General features: G+C 58.4%; 15 protein-coding genes. 2 read left to right on the top strand and 13 right to left on the bottom strand.

All coding sequences use genetic code 11. The features are described 5' to 3' along the window. Positions 1-396: 396 nt before the first annotated feature. The gene (locus GSQ80_RS17755) at positions 397-1,686 is read right to left on the bottom strand and encodes a sugar MFS transporter (protein ID WP_158789000.1); all 1,290 of its coding nucleotides are present in this window, start codon (positions 1,684-1,686) and stop codon (positions 397-399) included. 419 nt (positions 1,687-2,105) lie between these two features. Between GSQ80_RS17755 and GSQ80_RS17760 the strand changes: the two genes are divergently transcribed. After that, positions 2,106-2,840 (top strand): copper homeostasis protein CutC, encoded by a 735-nt coding sequence (locus tag GSQ80_RS17760; protein WP_158789001.1) that lies wholly within the window; start codon positions 2,106-2,108, stop codon positions 2,838-2,840. 78 nt (positions 2,841-2,918) lie between these two features. Here GSQ80_RS17760 and GSQ80_RS17765 read toward each other — a convergent pair whose 3' ends face one another. From GSQ80_RS17765 to GSQ80_RS17820, 12 genes are all read right to left on the bottom strand, one after another. Further along, positions 2,919-4,415, bottom strand: a complete 1,497-nt coding sequence (locus tag GSQ80_RS17765) for an NADH-quinone oxidoreductase subunit N (protein ID WP_158789002.1) — start codon at positions 4,413-4,415, stop codon at positions 2,919-2,921. Beyond that, on the bottom strand, positions 4,415-5,929 hold the full coding sequence (locus GSQ80_RS17770) for a NuoM family protein (protein ID WP_158789003.1): 1,515 nt from the start codon (positions 5,927-5,929) through the stop codon (positions 4,415-4,417). The genes GSQ80_RS17765 and GSQ80_RS17770 overlap by 1 nt, the downstream gene beginning before the upstream one ends. Positions 5,930-5,931: 2 nt before the next feature. Further along, a complete protein-coding gene (locus GSQ80_RS17775) occupies positions 5,932-7,491 on the bottom strand; it encodes a NuoM family protein (protein ID WP_158789004.1) in 1,560 nt (519 codons plus the stop codon). Continuing rightward, positions 7,488-9,605, bottom strand: coding sequence for an NADH-quinone oxidoreductase subunit L (gene nuoL / locus GSQ80_RS17780; protein ID WP_158789005.1), 2,118 nt, complete (start codon positions 9,603-9,605; stop codon positions 7,488-7,490). The genes GSQ80_RS17775 and nuoL overlap by 4 nt, the downstream gene beginning before the upstream one ends. A gap of 7 nt (positions 9,606-9,612) precedes the next feature. After that, positions 9,613-9,924 carry an NADH-quinone oxidoreductase subunit NuoK gene (gene nuoK, locus GSQ80_RS17785; protein ID WP_158789006.1) on the bottom strand — a complete coding sequence of 104 codons (312 nt, stop codon included), beginning with the start codon at positions 9,922-9,924 and terminating at the stop codon, positions 9,613-9,615. Next, the gene (locus tag GSQ80_RS17790; RefSeq protein WP_254059745.1) at positions 9,921-10,445 is read right to left on the bottom strand and encodes an NADH-quinone oxidoreductase subunit J; all 525 of its coding nucleotides are present in this window, start codon (positions 10,443-10,445) and stop codon (positions 9,921-9,923) included. The genes nuoK and GSQ80_RS17790 overlap by 4 nt, the downstream gene beginning before the upstream one ends. A 59-nt stretch (positions 10,446-10,504) precedes the next feature. Then, positions 10,505-11,680, bottom strand: a complete 1,176-nt coding sequence (nuoH, locus tag GSQ80_RS17795; RefSeq protein ID WP_158789007.1) for an NADH-quinone oxidoreductase subunit NuoH — start codon at positions 11,678-11,680, stop codon at positions 10,505-10,507. Positions 11,681-11,734: 54 nt separating this feature from the next. After that, positions 11,735-12,415: a 4Fe-4S dicluster domain-containing protein gene (locus GSQ80_RS17800; protein ID WP_158789008.1), complete on the bottom strand. Its 681-nt coding sequence runs from the start codon at positions 12,413-12,415 to the stop codon at positions 11,735-11,737. A gap of 49 nt (positions 12,416-12,464) precedes the next feature. After that, a complete protein-coding gene (locus GSQ80_RS17805) occupies positions 12,465-13,625 on the bottom strand; it encodes an NADH-quinone oxidoreductase subunit D (RefSeq protein ID WP_158789009.1) in 1,161 nt (386 codons plus the stop codon). After that, on the bottom strand, positions 13,622-14,257 hold the full coding sequence (locus tag GSQ80_RS17810) for an NADH-quinone oxidoreductase subunit C (protein ID WP_158789010.1): 636 nt from the start codon (positions 14,255-14,257) through the stop codon (positions 13,622-13,624). Before GSQ80_RS17810 ends, GSQ80_RS17805 begins: the two co-directional genes overlap by 4 nt. Next, on the bottom strand, positions 14,238-14,879 hold the full coding sequence (locus GSQ80_RS17815; protein WP_158789011.1) for an NADH-quinone oxidoreductase subunit B: 642 nt from the start codon (positions 14,877-14,879) through the stop codon (positions 14,238-14,240). Before GSQ80_RS17815 ends, GSQ80_RS17810 begins: the two co-directional genes overlap by 20 nt. A gap of 82 nt (positions 14,880-14,961) precedes the next feature. After that, positions 14,962-15,333, bottom strand: coding sequence for an NADH-quinone oxidoreductase subunit A (locus GSQ80_RS17820; RefSeq protein WP_158789012.1), 372 nt, complete (start codon positions 15,331-15,333; stop codon positions 14,962-14,964). Between the two features lie 109 nt (positions 15,334-15,442). Here GSQ80_RS17820 and nifJ point away from each other — a divergent pair, with 109 nt between their 5' ends. Beyond that, positions 15,443-19,084, top strand: coding sequence for a pyruvate:ferredoxin (flavodoxin) oxidoreductase (gene nifJ / locus GSQ80_RS17825; protein WP_174241362.1), 3,642 nt, complete (start codon positions 15,443-15,445; stop codon positions 19,082-19,084). Positions 19,085-19,382: the final 298 nt, after the last annotated feature.

Consider the following 19,382-nt stretch of genomic DNA (forward strand, 5'->3'; position numbering starts at 1 on the left):
GGGCGAACTCATTGTCTTCTCGTCCAAGGGCGGAAACCAGGCCGAATTGCCCCCCAACAGAATCGCGGAGCAAACCACTCAATTGCAGAGGGCACAATTTCACTAGCATGGTTGAACGAAGCGATGGGCATCGCGGTCGGAGTATGCTTCGCGTTCGCCGGATGAATGGTGCGAACTCGGATGGGCGCAGCTATCAGCCAAACGTTTTGAGCTGCGACTACGATGCATCGATCGGGTCGATGGGCAGCCTGTTTCTGCCGGGCGCATGGTGTACTCCGGCAATAACGACGTTACGGTGATGGGTCTCGATGGTGGTCCGACTGCTTCGCTCGGAGCGGACGATCGCCCAACGCATCTCGATCCCAAGCGGAAGCCGGGACCGACGTCATAAGTTAACTAGATCTCAACCGGCGGCATGTAGTTGGGTAGGGAATCGAAGCGGGGCTGGCGAATCTTGTAACCGCTGGTGGCGAAGAAGACTAGGTAGGCGTAGCAGAGCAGCACCATCACGAAGCTGTGCTGGTAACCGAGCTTGTCGGCGAGGAAGCCTTGAAGGACAGGCACGATGGCGCCTCCGACCACCATGGTGATCAGGATGCCAGAACCCTGGCTTGTGAATTTGCCGAGGCCCTTGACCGCGAGCGGAAAGATGCAGGGCCACATGACAGAGTTGAAAAGGCCGCAGCTGACAATAGCCCACTTGGCGACAGAGCCATGGCCGAAGATGGTGATGACAACCATGAGGGCGGCTACGCTGGCTACGGCGAAGAGCGCGTGCTGGGCTTTGACCTTGAGCAGGGCTACGGAGCCGATGATTCGGCCGGCCATGGCACCTCCCCAATAGAAAGAGACGAAGGTGGCGGCCGCGGCGTGGGTGTAACCGCCCATGGAGGGTTGGCCGAGAAAGTTGATGAGGATGCTGCCGATGGCGACTTCGGAACCGACTGAGGAGAAGATGGCGAGTGCGCCGAAGCGCAAGTGTGTGAAGCTCCAGGCTCCGCCATCGGCTTTAGTGGTGACGGCTTTGGAGTTGGTTTCGATCAGCGAGGGTAGGGGAACAGCGGCGGTGATGAGGGCGACCAGCAGGGCGAAGCTTCCGAGGATGACATAGGGCATGCGCACGGAGTGGGCGAGCTGCGCGGTGGTGGCTCCGGCTGCGATGAAAATAAAGATGGCGCCGACGCGCGGAGCGATGGTCGTTGCGGAGGAGTTGAAGATGCCGCAGAGATTGATGCGCCAGGCGCCCTTATCGGGTGGACCGAGGACACTGACATAAGGATTGACCGCAACTTGCAGGAGAGCGAGTCCGCTGCCGACGACGAAGAGCGCGAAGAGGAATATAGGATAGGAGATCGCGATGGAGGCTGGAACGAACAGGAAGAGGCCCGCCGACATGACACAAAGGGCGGTGATGATGCTGGGCTTGTACCCGATGCGGCCGACGATCCAGCCGCAGGGCACCGACATGACGAAGTAGGCGCCGAAAAAGCAAAGGTCGACCAGCAGGGCGAGCACGTTCGTGAGGTGGAAGAGTTCTTTGAAGTGCGGGATGAGGATGTCGTTGAGCGCGGTGATGAAGCCGATGCTGAAGTAGAGAGCGAGCATGAGGACCATCGGCAGGATGTAACTTCCCGACGCTTCGTTGCGGATGGTTGTGCCTGCATCTCCGGTGGTTCCAACAGCCATGCGTGTCTCCCGTGTATCGTGCTTGAAGAGTTTAATGCTCTAAATCCTGATACATATTCGTCATTCGGTTATCTCTTGGTAATCATTCTCAAAGAGGTAACGCCATGACCCAATTTGATTGTTTGGCGCCTATACGCTCAGTTAGAGTGACGATATCACACAGAATATAGGTCAGGGGGATCTCTCCAATCCGGTTCGCCGAGCAGGTCTGCGGTCCCATGGGCTGATCGAAGAGTGCAATGCTCCCGTGCCTGGACCTCGTTATCACGACGTCGATCGTACGGCTTCCTCATTGGAGGCGCGGTGAGGTCGTGCGTCGTCAAACGACTTCCTATCGATGCTGACTAGGTACAATCGAGTCGTTGAAGTGACTCAACATGTAAGTTGTTTTCGTTGATGCCGGAAGCAGGTCAGGCCAAATGCAAGAGATGATCTTTGAACTCTGCGCCGAGACGATCGACGCGTGCCTCGCGGCAAGAGAGGGCGGAGCGCACCGAATCGAACTATGTTCTGGACTCAGCGAGGGTGGAATTACCCCGAGTCACGGACTGATTCTTGATGCGGTCGAGCGTAGCGGGCTTCCCGTGCATGTACTCGTGCGGCCGCGTGGTGGCAGCTTCGTGTACGCGGCGTCCGAAATCGATGTTATGCGGCGAGACATTCTGCACATCAAGGAACTTGGTGCCGCTGGTGCGGTCTTCGGAATTCTGTGGCCGGATGGGCGCGTCGACGTTGAGGCCACGCGTGCGCTGGTCCAGCTCGCACGACCGCTGAAGGTCACCTTTCATCGGGCCTTCGATGCGACGCCATCGCTGCCCCAAGCTCTCGAAGACGTGATCACCACTGGAGCCGATCGACTTTTAACTTCAGGGGGGCAGCCGAACGTCGTTGCCGGATCCGCAGCGCTCGCAGAGTTGGTTCGGCTGGCAGGCGATCGGATTGAAATTGCAATTGGAGGCGGTTTGCGGTTAGAGAATGCTGCCTCGTTGGCGCGGGCCACCCACGCCAAACACTTTCACGGATCGCTCCGTCGAAGGCTGAAGCAAACTGCTTCGCCAGCGGAAATGGCCGGCGAGTCGCTTTCGATGGGACCTCAATATGTCGTGGATGCGGATGACGTTCGAGCTCTTATCGAACGGCTCGCGAAGGATTGAAAGCCTTCGCGATATGTGGGCACACCTATGACAAGATAACGATCGTCTGATCGAAATCAGTTCGCAGCCGCTGGTAGATCAGAGTCCCGAGGCGTGAATCACTTTCAGAATCTGGTTCAGGATCAGGTCTGGGGCGCAGCCCAGGGCGACTACGCCAGCTGCAAGCAATCCCACGACTAACTGCAGCAGCATGGGCGACTGAATTGGTGTGGCATCGGCCGGGGGATCAGCGACGAATGCGCTCTTGAGCACCCTGAGGTAGTAGTAGAGGGAGACCGCGCTCATGCCAATGGCGAAGATGATTAGGCCGATCAGGAGCTTCGAACCCGGGCTTACCGCGAGCACCGCGGTGAAGAGAAGGAACTTCGCGAAGAATCCCGACAGCGGAGGAATCCCAGCAAGGGAGAGCACGAAGATGAAGAGGCAAGCAGAGAGGAAGGGCGCCCGTCGGCTCAGGCCAGCAAGGTCGGAGATTTTGTCGTTGCCAAGCTGCTTTTCCGTGACTGTCAAAATGCCGAAGATACCGAGCGTGGCGAGCGCGTACGTCGCGACGTAATATAAGAGCGCCGCCAGACTTTGCTCTGAATGGGCCACGTAGGCGAGCAGCATGTACCCAGCATGGGCAACAGCAGAATAAGCAAGCAACCGGCGGAGGCTGGTCTGCGTGATCGCGACTAGATTTCCCAGCAGCATCGAGGCGACTGCAACCGTGACAATCACCGGCACCCATCCGCTCTGGAAGTGATGCAACGTCGCGCTACCTTCCGCGCCGGCAAAGCCTATAACGAGAACCTGGAAGAAGATGAAGAAGCTCGCCACCTTTGAACCGGAAGCGATGAAGGCAGCACTCGGTGTGGGCGCGCCTTGATAGACGTCTGGTGCCCAGAAGTGGAACGGTGCGGCAGCGATCTTGAATCCGAAGCCGATCACCGTTGTGACGATCGCAAGGATCACGAGTGGATTGAGCGGCACCGCGTGAATGGCACTGGCGATCTGGACGAGGTTAGTCGAATTGGAGAACCCATACAGCAAGCTGAAGCCAAACAGCATGAAGGCCGCAGACATGCCACCGAAGAGGAAGTACTTCAAAGCAGCTTCAGCCGAACGAGAGCTCCGCTTGTCAAACCCTGCAAGAATGTAGACCGACAGGCTCAGCAACTCTAGCGAAATGAAGATAACGAGCAGATCCTGCGAGGCAACGAGAAACATCATTCCAGTTGTCGCGAGCAGAATTAGGAGAACGAACTCACCCACGTGATCAGTAAAGGTTGAGTCTACCGAGAGGAAGAGCGTCAGGATCGCGATCACCAGCAGCGCGATCTGAACCAGGTGCGTGGCCGGATTGGATAGAAAGACGCCGCCGAGAAGCATGCCCTCGCTCGAGCCGGGCAACAGCTTGAAGATCGCGGCTATGCAGCCAATCGACGCTATGCTTGCGGCGACCAAAAATCGGGTACGCAGTGCAGACTGTCGAAAGAATAGGAGGTCGGCAGCCAAAGCGATCAGCGCCGCTACGGTAAGGATGATCTCTGGCCAAGCGAGTTGCAGCAGTTGTCCGTAGTTGATGACGCTCATTACCAGCCTCCGTTTCGCAGGCCCTGGAAGAGCGGCGAGTTCAAGGCTGGATGAATGACGTTAAGAAAGACCTGGGGAAATGTTCCGACGATCACACTGGAGCAGATGAGAATTCCTGCACCCAATTTCTCCGGGAAGGTGATCGGGGGAAGCGGATGATCTGGCGGAGCGACGGCGGCAGCAGGCGTTGGCCCCGTAAAGAATGCTTGTTGCATCGCTCGCCAGATATAGGCGACTCCGGCAATAAGCCCTATGCCGACAAAGAGAATGAGTGTCGGATACGAATGCCAAACCCCAATCAAGATCATCAACTCCGCAGCGAATCCGCTGAAACCAGGTAGACCCATGCTCGCCATACCGGCAATGACGAAGGTGAAGGCAGCAAACGGTAGCGCCTTGTTCATGTGCATGGGTCCCAGAGCGGGAAGATCGCGGGTGTGGGTGCGGGAGTAGACCATGCGCCCGACAACAGCGAACAGCAAGCCGGCGAGAATTCCGTGCGACACCATCTGAACTACGGCACCGGAGAGGCCAATCTGGTTGAGGGTCATCAGGCCAAGCAAGATGAAACCCATGTGGCTGATGCTCGAGTAGCCGATGACGAACTTGAAGTCTTTCTGCACCAAGGCGACCAGCGCGCCGTACAGAATGCCGATGACGGCGAGTACCGCAAAGACGTCACGCCAGGAACCCAGGCCAAGGACATGAAAGCCCCAGGGAGCAAGGCCAAGAGGGAAGAGCGTCATGGCCACGCGCAGGCAGCCGTATGCTCCCAACTTCATCACGACGCCGGCGAGCAACATGGAAGCAGCCGTCGGCGCCGCAACGTGGCCCGTTGGTGCCCAGGTGTGGAAGGGCCAAAGACCGGCGAGAATGCCGAATCCCACGAAGACCAGCGGAAACGCCCACATCTGGAAGTGAGGCGAGTACTGATATCCAGCAAGATCGCCGAGGGACATGCTTCTGGAACCTGCGACTACGTACGCGGCGATGAGGCCGACCAGGACCATGGCGCTGCCAATGAAGGAATAGAGCACGAGCTTCATAGCCGCATATTCGCGACGTGTCGAACCCCAGATGGCGATGAGGAAGTACTTGGGGATCACCACGATCTCGTAGAACACAAAGAGGAGGAATAGGTCAAAGCTCAAAAACACGCCGTAGACTGCGCCGATCAAGACAAGGTAGAACGCGAAGAACTCCTTGATGCGATGGTCAACATCCCAGGAGAAGAGAACCCCGCAAACTCCGATGACGCCGGTGAGCAGGAGCAAGGTCAAGCTGATGCCATCGGCCTTGAGGCTGAAGTGAATGCCTAGCGATGAGATCCAGGGATAGTCGACGACCGTAAACATCTCGCCCGAACGGTGCTGGAGGAACGCCGTCAACGTGATGGCAAAGGTGACCAGAGTTGTCGCAAGCGCTAGGACGCGTACCAACGCCGCGTTACGGCTGGGCAGCAAGAGGAGCACCAGAGCTCCGAGAAACGAGATGTAGATCGTCCAAGCAAGCATAATCAGAAGTTCCGCAGATGGATCGCCATCTGTATGGCGGTATGGTTGACGACGCCGAGAATCAGCTGGGGATAAAGACCCAGAGCAAACATAAGTCCAATAACAGGCACGAGCGCCAGCCGCTCGCCGAGTGTGAGGTCAGGTAACTGCGCCCACTTCTCCTTGAGCGGCCCGGAGAAGACGCGCTGGATAACGCCGAGGATGAAGATGGCTGTGATCAGCAGGCCGATCACTGACAGGGAAGTGGCCCAGGTTACGAGCGGAAACGACCCCTTGAAGATCAGGAATTCGCCGATGAATCCGTTCAGTCCGGGGAGGCCGAGGGAAGAGAACAGCGCGATCCCCATCAGGCCGGTGAAGACTGGAATGACTTTGCGCAGTCCGCCGAAGTCATCGAGTCCGCGCACGCCGCCGGTCCGCTTCTCCAACATCGCGATGAACCAGAAGAGCGTCGCTGCTGTGAGGCCATGGTTGAACATCTGCAGGAAGACGCCATTCATCGCGGCAAACTTCTGAGTGGTGAGCGCTGCATCTCCGCCGGTGAATTTGGCCACCGCGAAGATCGCCAGCAGGCAGTAGCCCAAGTGGTTGATCGACGAATACGCAAAGATTCGCTTTAGGTCTTTCTGCGCCAATGCTGTGTAAGCGGACAGAACCACAGTTGCGACCGCGAGCCACAGAAGGAGGTTCAAAACCTTCTGCATCTCGGGGTTGAAGATTGGAAGGAGGATACGAAGAAAACCGTATACACCCATCTTGGACATCGCGCCCGTCAACAGGATGGTCGTTCCACTTGGGGCTTCCGAGTAGGTCGAGGGCAGCCACGTGTGAAAGGGGAACAGCGGGACCTTGACCGCGAAACCAAGAAACGCACCAAAGAAGATGACCAGCGCCACGTGTTCCGGAGTTAGCAGATGCCATCCGAGCTTCGCGACCACCGCCGGCATCAGGGTGCCGTTCTGCGCCATGGCCGCGAGTTCGGTGAAATCAAATGTCTTCGTTGCCAGGAAGATTGCCAGAAAGGAAAGCAGCATCGCCACGCTGCCCACCATGGTGTACACGAGGAATTGCATCGCGGCCTTGGCGCTGCCGGAGCCGCCCCAAAGTCTGACCAGGAAGAACGCGGGAATCAGCGCCAGCTCCCAGAAGATGAACCAGTGGAAAAAGTTCAGTGCCGTGAAGGTGCCGACGAGACACGTCTGAAGCATAAGAACCAGCGCAAAGTACAGCGGAACCCGTTGTTCAATCTGCCAGGACGCGAGCATGCCGATTGGAACGACAATCGCAGTGAGCAGTAGCATCAGCAGGCCTAGCCCATCGATGCCCACGCGATAGCTCACGTTGAGCGACGGTATCCACGCATGCAACTCCTGAAATTGGAAGCCGTCAGCGGTGCTGTTGAAGCTGTGCCAAAGAATCAGCGTAATGATCAGGGAGATTGCGCTGAAGGCCAGCGCTGTCCAGCGTACGAACGCCTTGTTCCTGACGCCCAGCGCCAATACAGCAAGCGCGCCCACGAGCGGGACTGCGGTCAGAATGGTGAGCCATGGGAAGGAGTTCATATTTTGGCCTTCCATAGCAGCACGATCGTGAACACGATGAGCGCTCCTGCGACAATCTTGAGGTATCCCTGCACGCGACCAGCTTGCAGCCTCGAGAGGATCTGGCCGCTGAGCGAGACGCCTTCGCATCCTTCATCAAAGCCCGAGTTCACTACGTTAGTGTCTAAGAAGTTATCCAAGTGAGCGAATCCAAATACGAGTGAAGTGATCGTCTTCACGGCACCACTCCAGACCCAGCGGTCGAGCCAATCGGAGATCTTCGAAAGCAACGTATTCAGTCGAATAAAGGTCGCACCGTAAAACGCGTCGAAGTAGAACGCGTGGCCCAGCACCGTGAAGATAGGAGGAGAAAGTTTTCCGACAGCGTCGGGGGCTACAGCACTCTCAATCGGCTTGCGGCCATAGAACCACCAGCCCAGGCCAAGGCCGAGAAACACGATGACCGAGGAAATCAGCATCACTGGCAGTATGCCGCCCTCTCCGAACGCGCCGAAATTAACGGCCAACGGCGAGTCATCGAGGAATGACTGGAACCACGGCCACGCTGGCGTTCCGAAGAAACCGAGCAGCAGGGCAAACACCGACAGGAGAGCGAGCGGCACCGTCATGACCGCAGGGCTTTCATGGATTGCGCTGGAGCCATGATGGTGGTCGGCGGCGTGCGCATCGGTGTGAGCCGCGGCGTGCGATGCATCCGTGACCTCTTCGGTGAGCCGCGAGCTTCCGGCAAAGACATAGAACACCTGCCGCGTCATGTAGAACGCCGTGAGCAGCGCGGCAAACGCACCCATGTAGTACGGCGCCTGCGAGATGTTCCAATGATGCGCGGCGTGAAGAATTTCGTCCTTACTCCAGAACCCGGAGAACAACGGAAATCCGCACAGCGCCAGCATCGCGATCCCGTAGGTGAGGAAGGTAATGGGCATCAGCTTTCGAATTCCGCCCATGCGGCGGATGTCCTGCTCGCCCGAGCAGCCGTGAATGATCGAGCCAGCGCCGAGGAACAGCAGCGCTTTGAAGAACGCGTGCGTGATGAGGTGGAACATGCCGACGGCAACGCCGCCCACGCCCAGTCCCATCATCATGTATCCCAGTTGGGAAACAGTCGAGTACGCCAGGATCCGCTTGATATCAAATTGCGCGACAGCAACTAGAGATCCGAACAGCGCCGTGATTGCCCCGATCCACGTCACAGCCTGCAGCGCAGTCGACGTTGTCAGCATGCCAGCGATGCCGTTGTGGGCGCTCATCAGCGGATAAACCCGGGCGACGAGAAATACGCCGGCAGCTACCATCGTCGCAGCATGGATCAACGCGCTTACCGGCGTCGGGCCTTCCATAGCGTCCGGAAGCCATACGTGCAGAGGGAACTGGCCAGATTTTCCAATCGCTCCACAGAAGATCAGCAGCGCAATTCCGGTTGCTACGCAGACGCCGATCGCGGTCGTCTGCGAGAGCAGGTGAGTGATGGCTGTGGGTTCGAGGCACCCGGCCCCGTTGTTGTAGAACAGCAGCGTCCCCGTCTGCGAGTACAGCCAGACGATCCCAAGGAAGAAGGGAAGATCTCCGATGCGGGTTGTAATGAATGCCTTTTTTGCTGCCGCCGCGGCGCTCGGTTTGAAGTACCAAAAGCCGATGAGCAGGTAGGAGGTAAGACCCACAATCTCCCAGCACATGAAGAGCAGCAGCAGGCTGTTCGAGATGATCACGCCCAGCATCGCGCTCGCGAACAGCGCCAGGAAGCAGAAGAAGCGCGTGAAGTTTTCGTCATGCTCCATGTAGCCGACGCTGAAGATGAAAATCAGCAGACCCACGAAGGTGACCATCACGAGCATCACGGCAGTCAGCGGATTTAGTACCCATCCCAGCGACAGCCAGTCATTGCCGAACTGAAACCAGGGAAAATTGAAGACCTGTTGCGTCGCCTGCCCGCTGCTTCGCAACACCAACACATGAGCAAACGCGCACAAGGCAAGGAGGAAGGAGATGCCCATCGAGCCGATGGCAAGGCCGGCCGCGAGAGCGCGATTCTTCTGCTTCGCGAGTGCGCTGATTCCGGCTGCAAAGAGAGGCAGCGCGGGAATCAGCCAGAGATTTCGTACGATCCAGTTCATGTGCTGCTTAGCCCTTCATCGAGTTCAGCTTGTCTAGGTCCGTTGTCCTGGAGTGCCGATAGACGGCAAGGATAATGCTGAGGCCCACAGCGGCCTCTGCTGCGGCGACACTGATGGAAAAGATCGCAAACATCACGCCGGTCAATGCTTCAGGGTGCGGACCGTAACGCCAAAAAGCAATAAAGTTCAGGTTGGCCGCGTTCAGCATCAACTCGATTCCAATCAGCACCAGAATCGCGTTGCGACGCGTGAGAGCGCCAGCCAGGCCAATGGAAAACAGAAAGGCAGAGAGCAGAAGGTAGTCGGAGAGCGGGTTCATCGAGTCCCCCGATGTTCATCCATCGCAAGGATGCCCGCACCGATGAGTGCGGCTGTGAGCAGCAGACCGATGACCTCGAGCGGCAGAACGAAGCGATGCATCAGCGCCGCGCCCACCTGGCCGACCGAGCCTTCCGGCGCTGCAGTGAAAATCGGCTGCGCCGAGGTTCCGGAGATTGTCGCCCAGGCCAGGACCGCAAAGACCAGAACGGCGATCAATGCGCCGGATGCTCGAAAGGAGGCGGCAGCGTTCGATGCCGTCGGGTCAGCGCTTCGCGTCATCATGATGGCAAATGCGGCGAGAATCGCGACAGCTCCGACATACACCAAAATCTGCGTGAACCCAACGAACTGTGCGCCAAGTTGCAGGTACAACGCCGCTAATCCGACCAGGCCAAGCGACAGCGCGAGAACACAGTGCACGAGATTTTTCAGAGTCATCGCCGCGGCGGTTCCGATGATGGTGATTGCGGCGAGCAGCAAAAAGGAAATTGTCATCTTGAAACGATTCCAACCCTGCAAAGGAAGTAGATACAGATGAACATACGGAACCCGACTACCCTGTGATGATCATCACAGGTCTAACTGGCGAAGCGATACGTGCGCACATGAAACCACTTGTTGCGCCGCAAGCCGCGGCTTAACAGCACACACGACAGAAGGATGAGCAAGCTTACTACGCCCCACCGCGTAAATCCGGCAGGCATAAAGTGCCAGATTCCGGCACCAACAATATTGATCAGCGACAGAGGCAGCATGAACTTCCATGCGAAGTTCATCAACTGATCCATGCGCAGACGCGGCAGAGTGCCGCGAACCCAGATGAACGCGCAGATGATCGTCAGCAGCTTCCCGAAGAACCAAACGTAGGAAGGAATCCAGGTGAGGAAAGAGAACGGAGCCGCCCAGCCGCCGAGGAAGAACGTGATCGCCATCGCGCTGGTCGCAAACATGCCGAGATACTCGGCGAGGAAGAACAGCGCAAACTTGAATCCGGAATATTCGATGAAATAGCCGGCGATAATCTCCGATTCGCCCTCGGGCATATCGAACGGGCAACGGTTCGACTCCGCTGTCGCCGCAATCATGAAGATAATAAATCCGGTGATGCCCCAGGGCGTAAACACGTACCAGTGTGGCCAGATCCCGGTATAGCCGGCCTGCATGTTCACAATCGTCACGGTCGAGAGGGACCCGGCTGCCATGATCACGACCACCGATGCAAGCACCAGCGGCATCTCGTAGCTGATCATCTGGGCGATGGCGCGCATCGCACCCAGCAGCGAATACTTGCTGTGGCTCGACCATCCCGCCATGAATACCGACAGCTCCACCATGGAGCCGATCGCAAAGAAGAACAGCACGCCGGCATTTAGATCGGCGATGACCATGTTCCTGCCGAGAGGCACTACGGCGTAGACCAGGAACGAAGCAATCACCATCACGACGGGTGCCAGGAAGTGCACCAGTTGATCTGCCGTCCGCGGAACGATGTCTTCCTTGGTCAGGGATTTAATGCCATCGGCCATCGGCTGCAGGATGCCGAACCAGCCGGTACGATTCGGGCCGTAGCGGTTCTGCATTCTTCCCAGACCTTTGCGCTCGAGGACGGTCGTAATCGCAAACAGCAGAGGGAACGCAATGACCACCGGAACAACCGAGAGGATCGCGGAGATGAGAGGCTGAGCCATACCGGGCACATAGCCAAGGAGCCAGTGCTTGATGAGGACAAAGATTTGATCGATCGTCTCAAACATATGTCCGCACCATCCAACACAGAATATTGATCCCGTTTCCTACCACTCGATCGTTCACTTGGTCTCTCCAGATGCCGTCGCGACGGCGGGTGCCGGCGTCTCAGCTGCAAGAGCCGGCGTCGCGTCTGGAGGAGGAGGAGCTGCTGCTGCGGCAGCCTTAGCGGCAGCGACTTCTGCGTCCTTCTTCGCCTTCGCCTCTGCTGCCAGCTTTGCCTTCGCGCGCTCCTCGGCCAGGGCTGCGTCGACAGCGCCAGCCTCGGTGGGATGAATCTTGTTGTAATACTCGTTCGATTTCGCGAGCTTGTACTTGTCCAGCAGCAAGCCACCAAAGCGATCCTCGGAGCTCATCTCGAACTCGACGTCCATCTTGATCGCGTCGAACGGGCAGACCTCGACGCAAATCTGACAGCTCATGCAGACCGAGATATCAATATCAAACTGTGCAGGATAGAACTGCGCTTTCCCTGTCGCGTCCGGCTTCTTGTCCGCGCTCTTGACGATGTAAATGCACTTGGGCGGACACTCCTTTTCGCAGATCTGGCAGGCCACACAACGCAGTCCGGGCTCGGGATCGGTGCCGTCATACACCAGGAAAGGGAAGTCGCGCGTCGCCTCGATCTGGGGTAGCCGCTCTTCTGGAAATTGAACCGTCGTGAGCCGTTCTTTGTTGACGTAGCTGCCGAAGAAATTGCGTGCCGTCTCGGCCAGGCCCTTAACAATACCTTCACCTAGCAAAGCGAACCCCCTGCGATGCGAAAGATGGCGAGCTGCCGTTTACAGGAACTCAACGGTCCACCTCGCCCAAAACGATGTCGATGCTGCCGAGAATGATCACGATGTCGGCGACGTTATGTCCCAGGCACATGTCTTCCAGCAGCGTGAGGTTGATCAGCGTCGGCGGACGGACACGATAACGGTAAGGATTCGGTGACCCATCGCTAATCAGATAGAAGCCAAGCTCCCCCTTCGGTCCCTCAATGCGTCCATAGGCCTCGCCAGCCTTGGGACGGAAGCCGCGAATCTTGGTGCCGGGGTCCATGATCGGGCCTTCCGGCAGATCGCGAATCGCCTGCTTTAGAATCTCGACCGACTCGCGCATCTCCAGCACGCGCAGCATGTAGCGGTCGTACACGTCGCCGACTTCGCCGAGCGGAACTCTAAAGTTGAAACGCTCGTAGATGCCGTACTTATCCACCTTGCGCAGGTCGTAATCGACGCCCGAGGCCCTCGCCATCGGTCCGCTCAACCCAGCGTTGATGGCCTGTGCCTTGGTGACGATGCCCACTCCCTGAGTCCGCGCCATCAGGATTTCGTTGGTCTTCAGTAGGCTTTCAAACTCGTCCAAAAACTTCGGGAAGCCTTCCACGACCTTCTTTGCGCCGTCCAGCCAGCCCGCCGGCAAGTCACAACGGCAGCCGCCAAACCGCATGTAATTACACATCATGCGCGCGCCGGTCAGCGCCTCAAACAGGTCCAGAATCTTCTCGCGCTCGCGGAAGGCATACATCAGCGGTGTGCCGCTGGCGCCCATGTCCTGCATCAGGAAGCCGATCAGGCCGGCATGATTCTGCAGCCGGGTCAGCTCGCCCGTGATGACACGCAAATACTCCGCGCGCTCCGGGACCTTGATGCCGGCCAGGGTCTCGACCGCCAACGCGTACGCCCAGTTGTTGGTGATCGAGCAGATGTAGTCCAGCCGGTCCGTGTAGGGCATGCAGCCGAGGTAGCTTTCGGTCTCGGCGATTTTTTCGTGATTGCGATGGAGGTAGCCGAAAACGGGCTTCAACTTCACCACCTGCTCGCCGTCCAGCGTCACGTTCATCCGAAACACGCCGTGCGTGGAAGGGTGCTGCGGCCCCATCGAAATCTCGAGCAGGTCTCCTGTGAGATGGTCGGTTTCATCAGTGGAAATCGAATCGACAGAAGTGTCGGTCAGGATGTTCATAGACCTCCCTCCTGCGCGGGACGATGCGCCTGGGCTCGCTTCAATACGTCGTCGTGCGCTGTCGGCTCGTACTCGTAGTCGTCCGGATCAACATAATCTCTGCGCATTGGATGATCTACAAAGCCTTCCCACATCAACAGCCTGCGAAGATCCGGATGTCCATCAAACAGAATCCCGAAAAGGTCATATGCCTCGCGCTCCTGAAACTCGGCGCTCCGCCAGATCGGCGTGAGTGAGGGAACATGTACCCGCTCGGCGCGGTCTTCGGTCCGCATGCGCAGAACCACCGGACCTTCCCGCTGCTCAATCGAATAGAGGTGATAGACCACCTCCAGATACCCACCCGTCTGGGACTTCACCACCTCATCCACTTCCTTCTCCACGCCATCGACGATCTTCTTCACCTTGGTCTTGGTGGAGACCTCTTTGACAGGCCAGTCAATGCCAGTGACGTTGGAGCAGAAGTCAAAACGCGGGGTGGCGCCATCGCGCAGAAAGCTCGCCACGGTAAATCCGTGCTCCACATCCACCAGCAGGGAATGCTGACCGGAAGGGCTGCCATTGGGAATGATCTCCAACCGGCAACCGGGAACGTTCGCTTCGATTTGGGACTTAATCTCTTCCAGGTTCATTCTTGCCTGCATTCGAAATGTTAACCAGCGGAACGCTCCAGACTTCGCTGTTGCTTGTCGGAACCAAATCGTGTGGGCCAAACTCCGGCACCACAAACTCACTTGGCGTTTCAGCGTCCAGGTGCCGCGGCCGACCGGGGCCGGTCAGATACTGCGCATCGATCTTCCGCTGCAACATCATGAAGGCGTCGATCAGCGCTTCGGGACGCGGCGGGCAGCCGGGAATATAGACGTCCACCGGAATGTAGCGGTCGATTCCCTTGAGCACGTTGTAGCCCTGCTTGAAGGGACCGCCGGATATCGCACAGGCTCCCATCGAGATCACGTACTTCGGTTCCGGCATCTGGTTATAGAGTCGCACCACTTGCGGCGCCATCTTTTTGGTCACGGTTCCGGCGACGATCATCAGGTCGGCCTGGCGCGGGGAGGGGCGAAAGACCTCGGCGCCAAATCGCGCAAGATCATAGCGGGCCATGGTGGCCGCGATCATCTCGATGGCACAGCAGGCGAGGCCAAAGTTCAACGGCCATACCGAACTCTTCCGGCCCCAGTTGTAGAGTTCCTGAAGAGAGGTTGCAACCACACCTTGCCGTCTCAACTCGCTCTTTAGCTGCTCATCCATTTCCACAAAACCTTCTAACGTCAGGGTTCAATCGGTTTTTTGGGGGCAAACCGACGCTTTTTCTAGTTTACTCCGCGTTCGGCTAGCTCCAGGAAAGCACATCTTTCCGGCAGGCCCAGACCAGGCCACCCACCAGCAAAATTACAAACACCAGCATCTCGATCGCTTCGCCTGCGGTAAAACCACCAAACGACACTGCGAAGGGCAGCAGAAAGATCGCTTCTACATCAAAGATAAGAAAGACGATCGCGTAAATGTAGTAGCCCGGCTTGAACTTGATCCAAGCGTCCCCGTCGGATTCCAGACCGCACTCGTAGATAGAGTTCTTGCTGGGGCCGGATTTCTGTGGCGAAAACTTCCTAGCCCACACCCACGCCAAGGCCAGCGGACCGACCGCAAACCCGGCGCCTCCAATCAACAGGACGATAACCGGCAGATAGATATGGCTTGTCATACGTTCTTTCTACAACATATCAGACCCCGAAAAACAGCTTTGTGATAATCATCACAACCGCTCATCGGCCACAAGCTCAGAATGGGATTGCAACGATTGGAGCCTCCCATTGGTCGATCAAAAGACAGCAGTTCCTGAAGGAACTGAGACAGCCATCCTTGATGGAAACGAAGCCGCCGCCCTGGTGGCTTACCGGTTAGCGCAGGTAATCGCCATCTATCCCATCACTCCCTCATCCACCATGGCCGAGTGGGCGGACCAGTGGAAAGAAGAAGGCCGCAAGAATATCTGGGGCACCATTCCCCTCATCGCAGAGATGGAGAGTGAAGGCGGAGCCGCCGGCGCCATGCACGGCGCCCTGCAGGCCGGAGCCTTCAGCACCACCTTCACCGCCTCGCAGGGCCTTCTATTAATGATCCCCAACCTGTTCAAGATTGCAGGCGAGCTCACCTCCAACGTCATCCATGTAACTGCGCGCTCGATCGCGACCCACGCTCTCTCCATCTTTGGCGACCACTCGGACGTCATGGCCTGCCGCTCCACCGGCTACGCGATGCTCGCGTCGAACTCCGTGCAGGAAGCCGGAGATATGGCCCTCATCTCGCACATCGCCACCCTCGAATCGCGAATCCCCTTCATGCATTTCTTCGACGGCTTCCGCACATCGCACGAGATCAATAAGGCCGCTGTCATCTCCGACGCGACCATCAACGCACTGCTAGACGAGAAGCTCGTTCGTGCCCATCGCGAGCGTGCCCTCAGCTCCGACAATCCGATCCTCCGCGGCACTGCCCAGAATCCCGACGTCTTTTTCCAGGCGCGCGAAGCCTCCAATCCCTTCTACCTCGCCTGCCCCACCATCGTGCAGAACACCATGGACAACTTCGCCCGCCTCACCGGCCGCGCCTACCAACTATTCGACTACGTTGGCGCTCCCGACGCCGAGCGCGTCATCATCATCATGGGATCGGGTGCCGGAGCCGTCGAAGAAACCATCAACCATCTCAACGCCCAGGGGGAAAAGCTCGGCCTGCTGAAGGTTCGGCTCTATCGCCCATTCGCTGCCGAAGCCTTCATGGCGGCATTGCCGCTGACAGTCAAATCCATCGCCGTCCTCGACCGCACCAAGGAGCCCGGCTCGCTCGGCGAACCGCTCTATCAGGACGTCGTCACGGCGCTCGCCGAATCCTTCGCGAGCCCCGCGCCGCGCTTTTTGCAAAGCCCGCGCGTGATTGGCGGCCGCTACGGTCTCTCCTCCAAGGAGTTCACTCCCGCCATGGTCAAAGGCATCTTCGACGAGCTAAAGAAGCCGCAGCCCAAGAACAAGTTCACCATCGGCATCCAGGACGACGTCACCCACACCAGCCTCGACTACGATTCAGCCTTCTCCACCGAAGATCCGCGCACCATCCGCGCTCTCTTCTACGGCCTCGGTTCAGACGGCACCGTCGGCGCCAACAAGAACTCCATCAAGATCATCGGGTCCGGCACCGACAACTACGTGCAGGGCTATTTCGTCTACGATTCCAAGAAGTCCGGCTCCGTCACGACGTCCCATCTGCGCTTTGGTCCCGAGCCCATTCTCTCGACGTATCTCATCACCGAAGCCAACTTCATCGCCTGCCACAACTTCTCGTTCCTCGAGCGCATGGACATCCTCGCCGCGGCCGCTCCTGGCGCAGTCTTCCTGCTCAATTCGCCCTACGGCGCCGACGAAGTCTGGCAGCATCTCCCCCGCAAGACGCAGGAGACCATCCTCGCCCGCAAGCTGCAGTTCTATGTGATCGACGGCTACAGCGTCGCGCATGATGCCGGCATGGGCAACCGCATCAACACCATTATGCAGACCTGCTTCTTCGCCATCAGCGGCGTTCTTCCGCGCGACGAAGCCATCATCCAGATCAAGCAGGCCATCAAGAAAACCTACGGCAAGCGCGGCGACGTTGTGCTACAAAACTACGCGGCCGTCGACGCCGCCCTGGCTCACCTGCATCGCGTCACCTTGCCCGAGCACGTCAGCGCCACCTTCGACCTTCTTCCGATGTTCCCGCGCGAAGCCCCCAGCTTCGTCTACAACGTGCTCGGCGAGATGGCTGCCGGCCGCGGCGACCTGCTCCCCGTCAGCGCGCTGCCGCCTGGCGGAACATTCCCCACCGGCACCGCGCACTGGGAAAAGCGCAACATCGCCCATGAGATTCCTGTGTGGGATACCGACCTCTGCATCCAGTGCGGCAAGTGCGTCCTGGTCTGCCCCCACGCCGTCATTCGCGCCAAGGTCTTCGACTCCACGCTCCTCGCCACCGCGCCGCAAACTTTCAAAACCGCGAAGCCGAAGTGGCGCGGCATGGAAGCCGAGCGCTACACTCTGCAGGTCGCGCCCGAAGATTGCACCGGCTGCCATCTCTGCGTAGAGATCTGCCCCGCCGTCAGCAAGACCGATCCAAAACACAAGGCCCTCCAGATGGTGCCGCAAGCCCCGCTGCGTGAAGAAGAAGTCAAGAACTGGACATTCTTCGAAGCCTTGCCTTCGGTCGACCGCAATCGCCTCTCGCACAACCAGGTGAAGGACATCCAACTCCTCGATCCGTTGTTCGAGTTCTCGGGCGCCTGCGCCGGTTGCGGCGAAACGCCGTACCTCAAGCTCCTCACCCAGCTCTTCGGCGACCGCCTGTTCATTGCGAACGCCACCGGCTGCTCGTCCATCTACGGCGGCAGCCTTCCCACCACGCCCTACACCGTCAACAAGAGCGGCCGCGGTCCCACCTGGTCCAACTCTCTCTTCGAAGACAACGCCGAGTTCGGTCTCGGCATTCGTCTCGCGCTCGACCAGCAGAAGGAGTACGCCGAAGTTTTGCTGCAGTCGTTCGCTGCGATCCTCGGCGACCAGCTTGTCACGGCCATTCTCTCTGCTGACCAGTCCGCTGAGGCTGGTATCGAAGCGCAGCGCGGGCGCATTGTGCTTCTCCGTGCGAAGCTGGCTGGCGTTGATTCCCCTGAAGCTCGCACCCTGCTCACCGTGGCCGACTCGCTCGCCCGCAAGAGCGTTTGGCTGGTCGGCGGCGATGGCTGGGCCTACGACATCGGCTTCGGAGGACTCGACCACGTGCTCGGCTCCGGCGAGAACGTCAAGGTCCTCGTCCTCGATACCGAAACCTACTCCAACACCGGCGGCCAGATGTCGAAGTCCACCCCACGCGGCGCGGTCGCCAAGTTCGCTGCCGGCGGCAAGCTTACCGCCAAGAAAGATCTAGCCATGGAGGCCGTCAGCTACGGTTCGGTCTACGTTGCCCGCGTAGCCATGGGCGGCAGCGACGCCCAGACCATCAAAGCCTTCCAGGAGGCCGAGGCCTACGACGGTCCCGCCCTCATCATCGCCTACAGCCATTGCATCGCCCACGGCTACGACCTCTCCCAGGGCATGGAGCAGCAGAAGAAGGCAGTGCTCTCGGGCTACTGGCCGCTGATGCGCTACAACCCATCTTTGCGGGCCGAGGGCAAGAACCCCTTCCAGCTCGACTCGCGCGCACCGTCGATCCCGCTGAAAGATTACAGCTACAACGAGGCGCGCTACACCATGCTCGCCCGCAGCCATCCGGACGTCGCCGCCAGGCTGTTGGAAGAAGCGCAGGAGGACGTGGATCGCGAGTGGCGCGTCTACTCCGCGCGCGCCGCAAATCCGGGTCATTCGGATCCGAAAGCAATCCTCGCAGCGGAACCACAAAAGGCACCTGTCCAAACGGGCGCAGAATGATAATCGCACCAAATGTCAGCTATCTCGATTCCTGTGGGAAGTACCCGCTGCCCGGTCTAGCGAACCACCACGAAACCCCCGCCACACAAGGGAGTTCGCTCGCCAATGCTCTTGGGAAATGCAACCTCGTTGTAAACCATGACCACTCAAAAAGGCTATCAATACAGGGTTTTCGTAACTATCCGCTTGCGCCATCCCATAGCGAGCAGTTATGCGAAAGGGCTACAATTCCGATGACATAAGCAAGTTGGCCGTTAAACGGCCACGAGTGATTTCGGCAGGTTCCACGCATGGATTC

Source organism: Granulicella sp. L46 (assembly GCF_009765785.1).
Lineage (GTDB): Bacteria > Acidobacteriota > Terriglobia > Terriglobales > Acidobacteriaceae > Granulicella.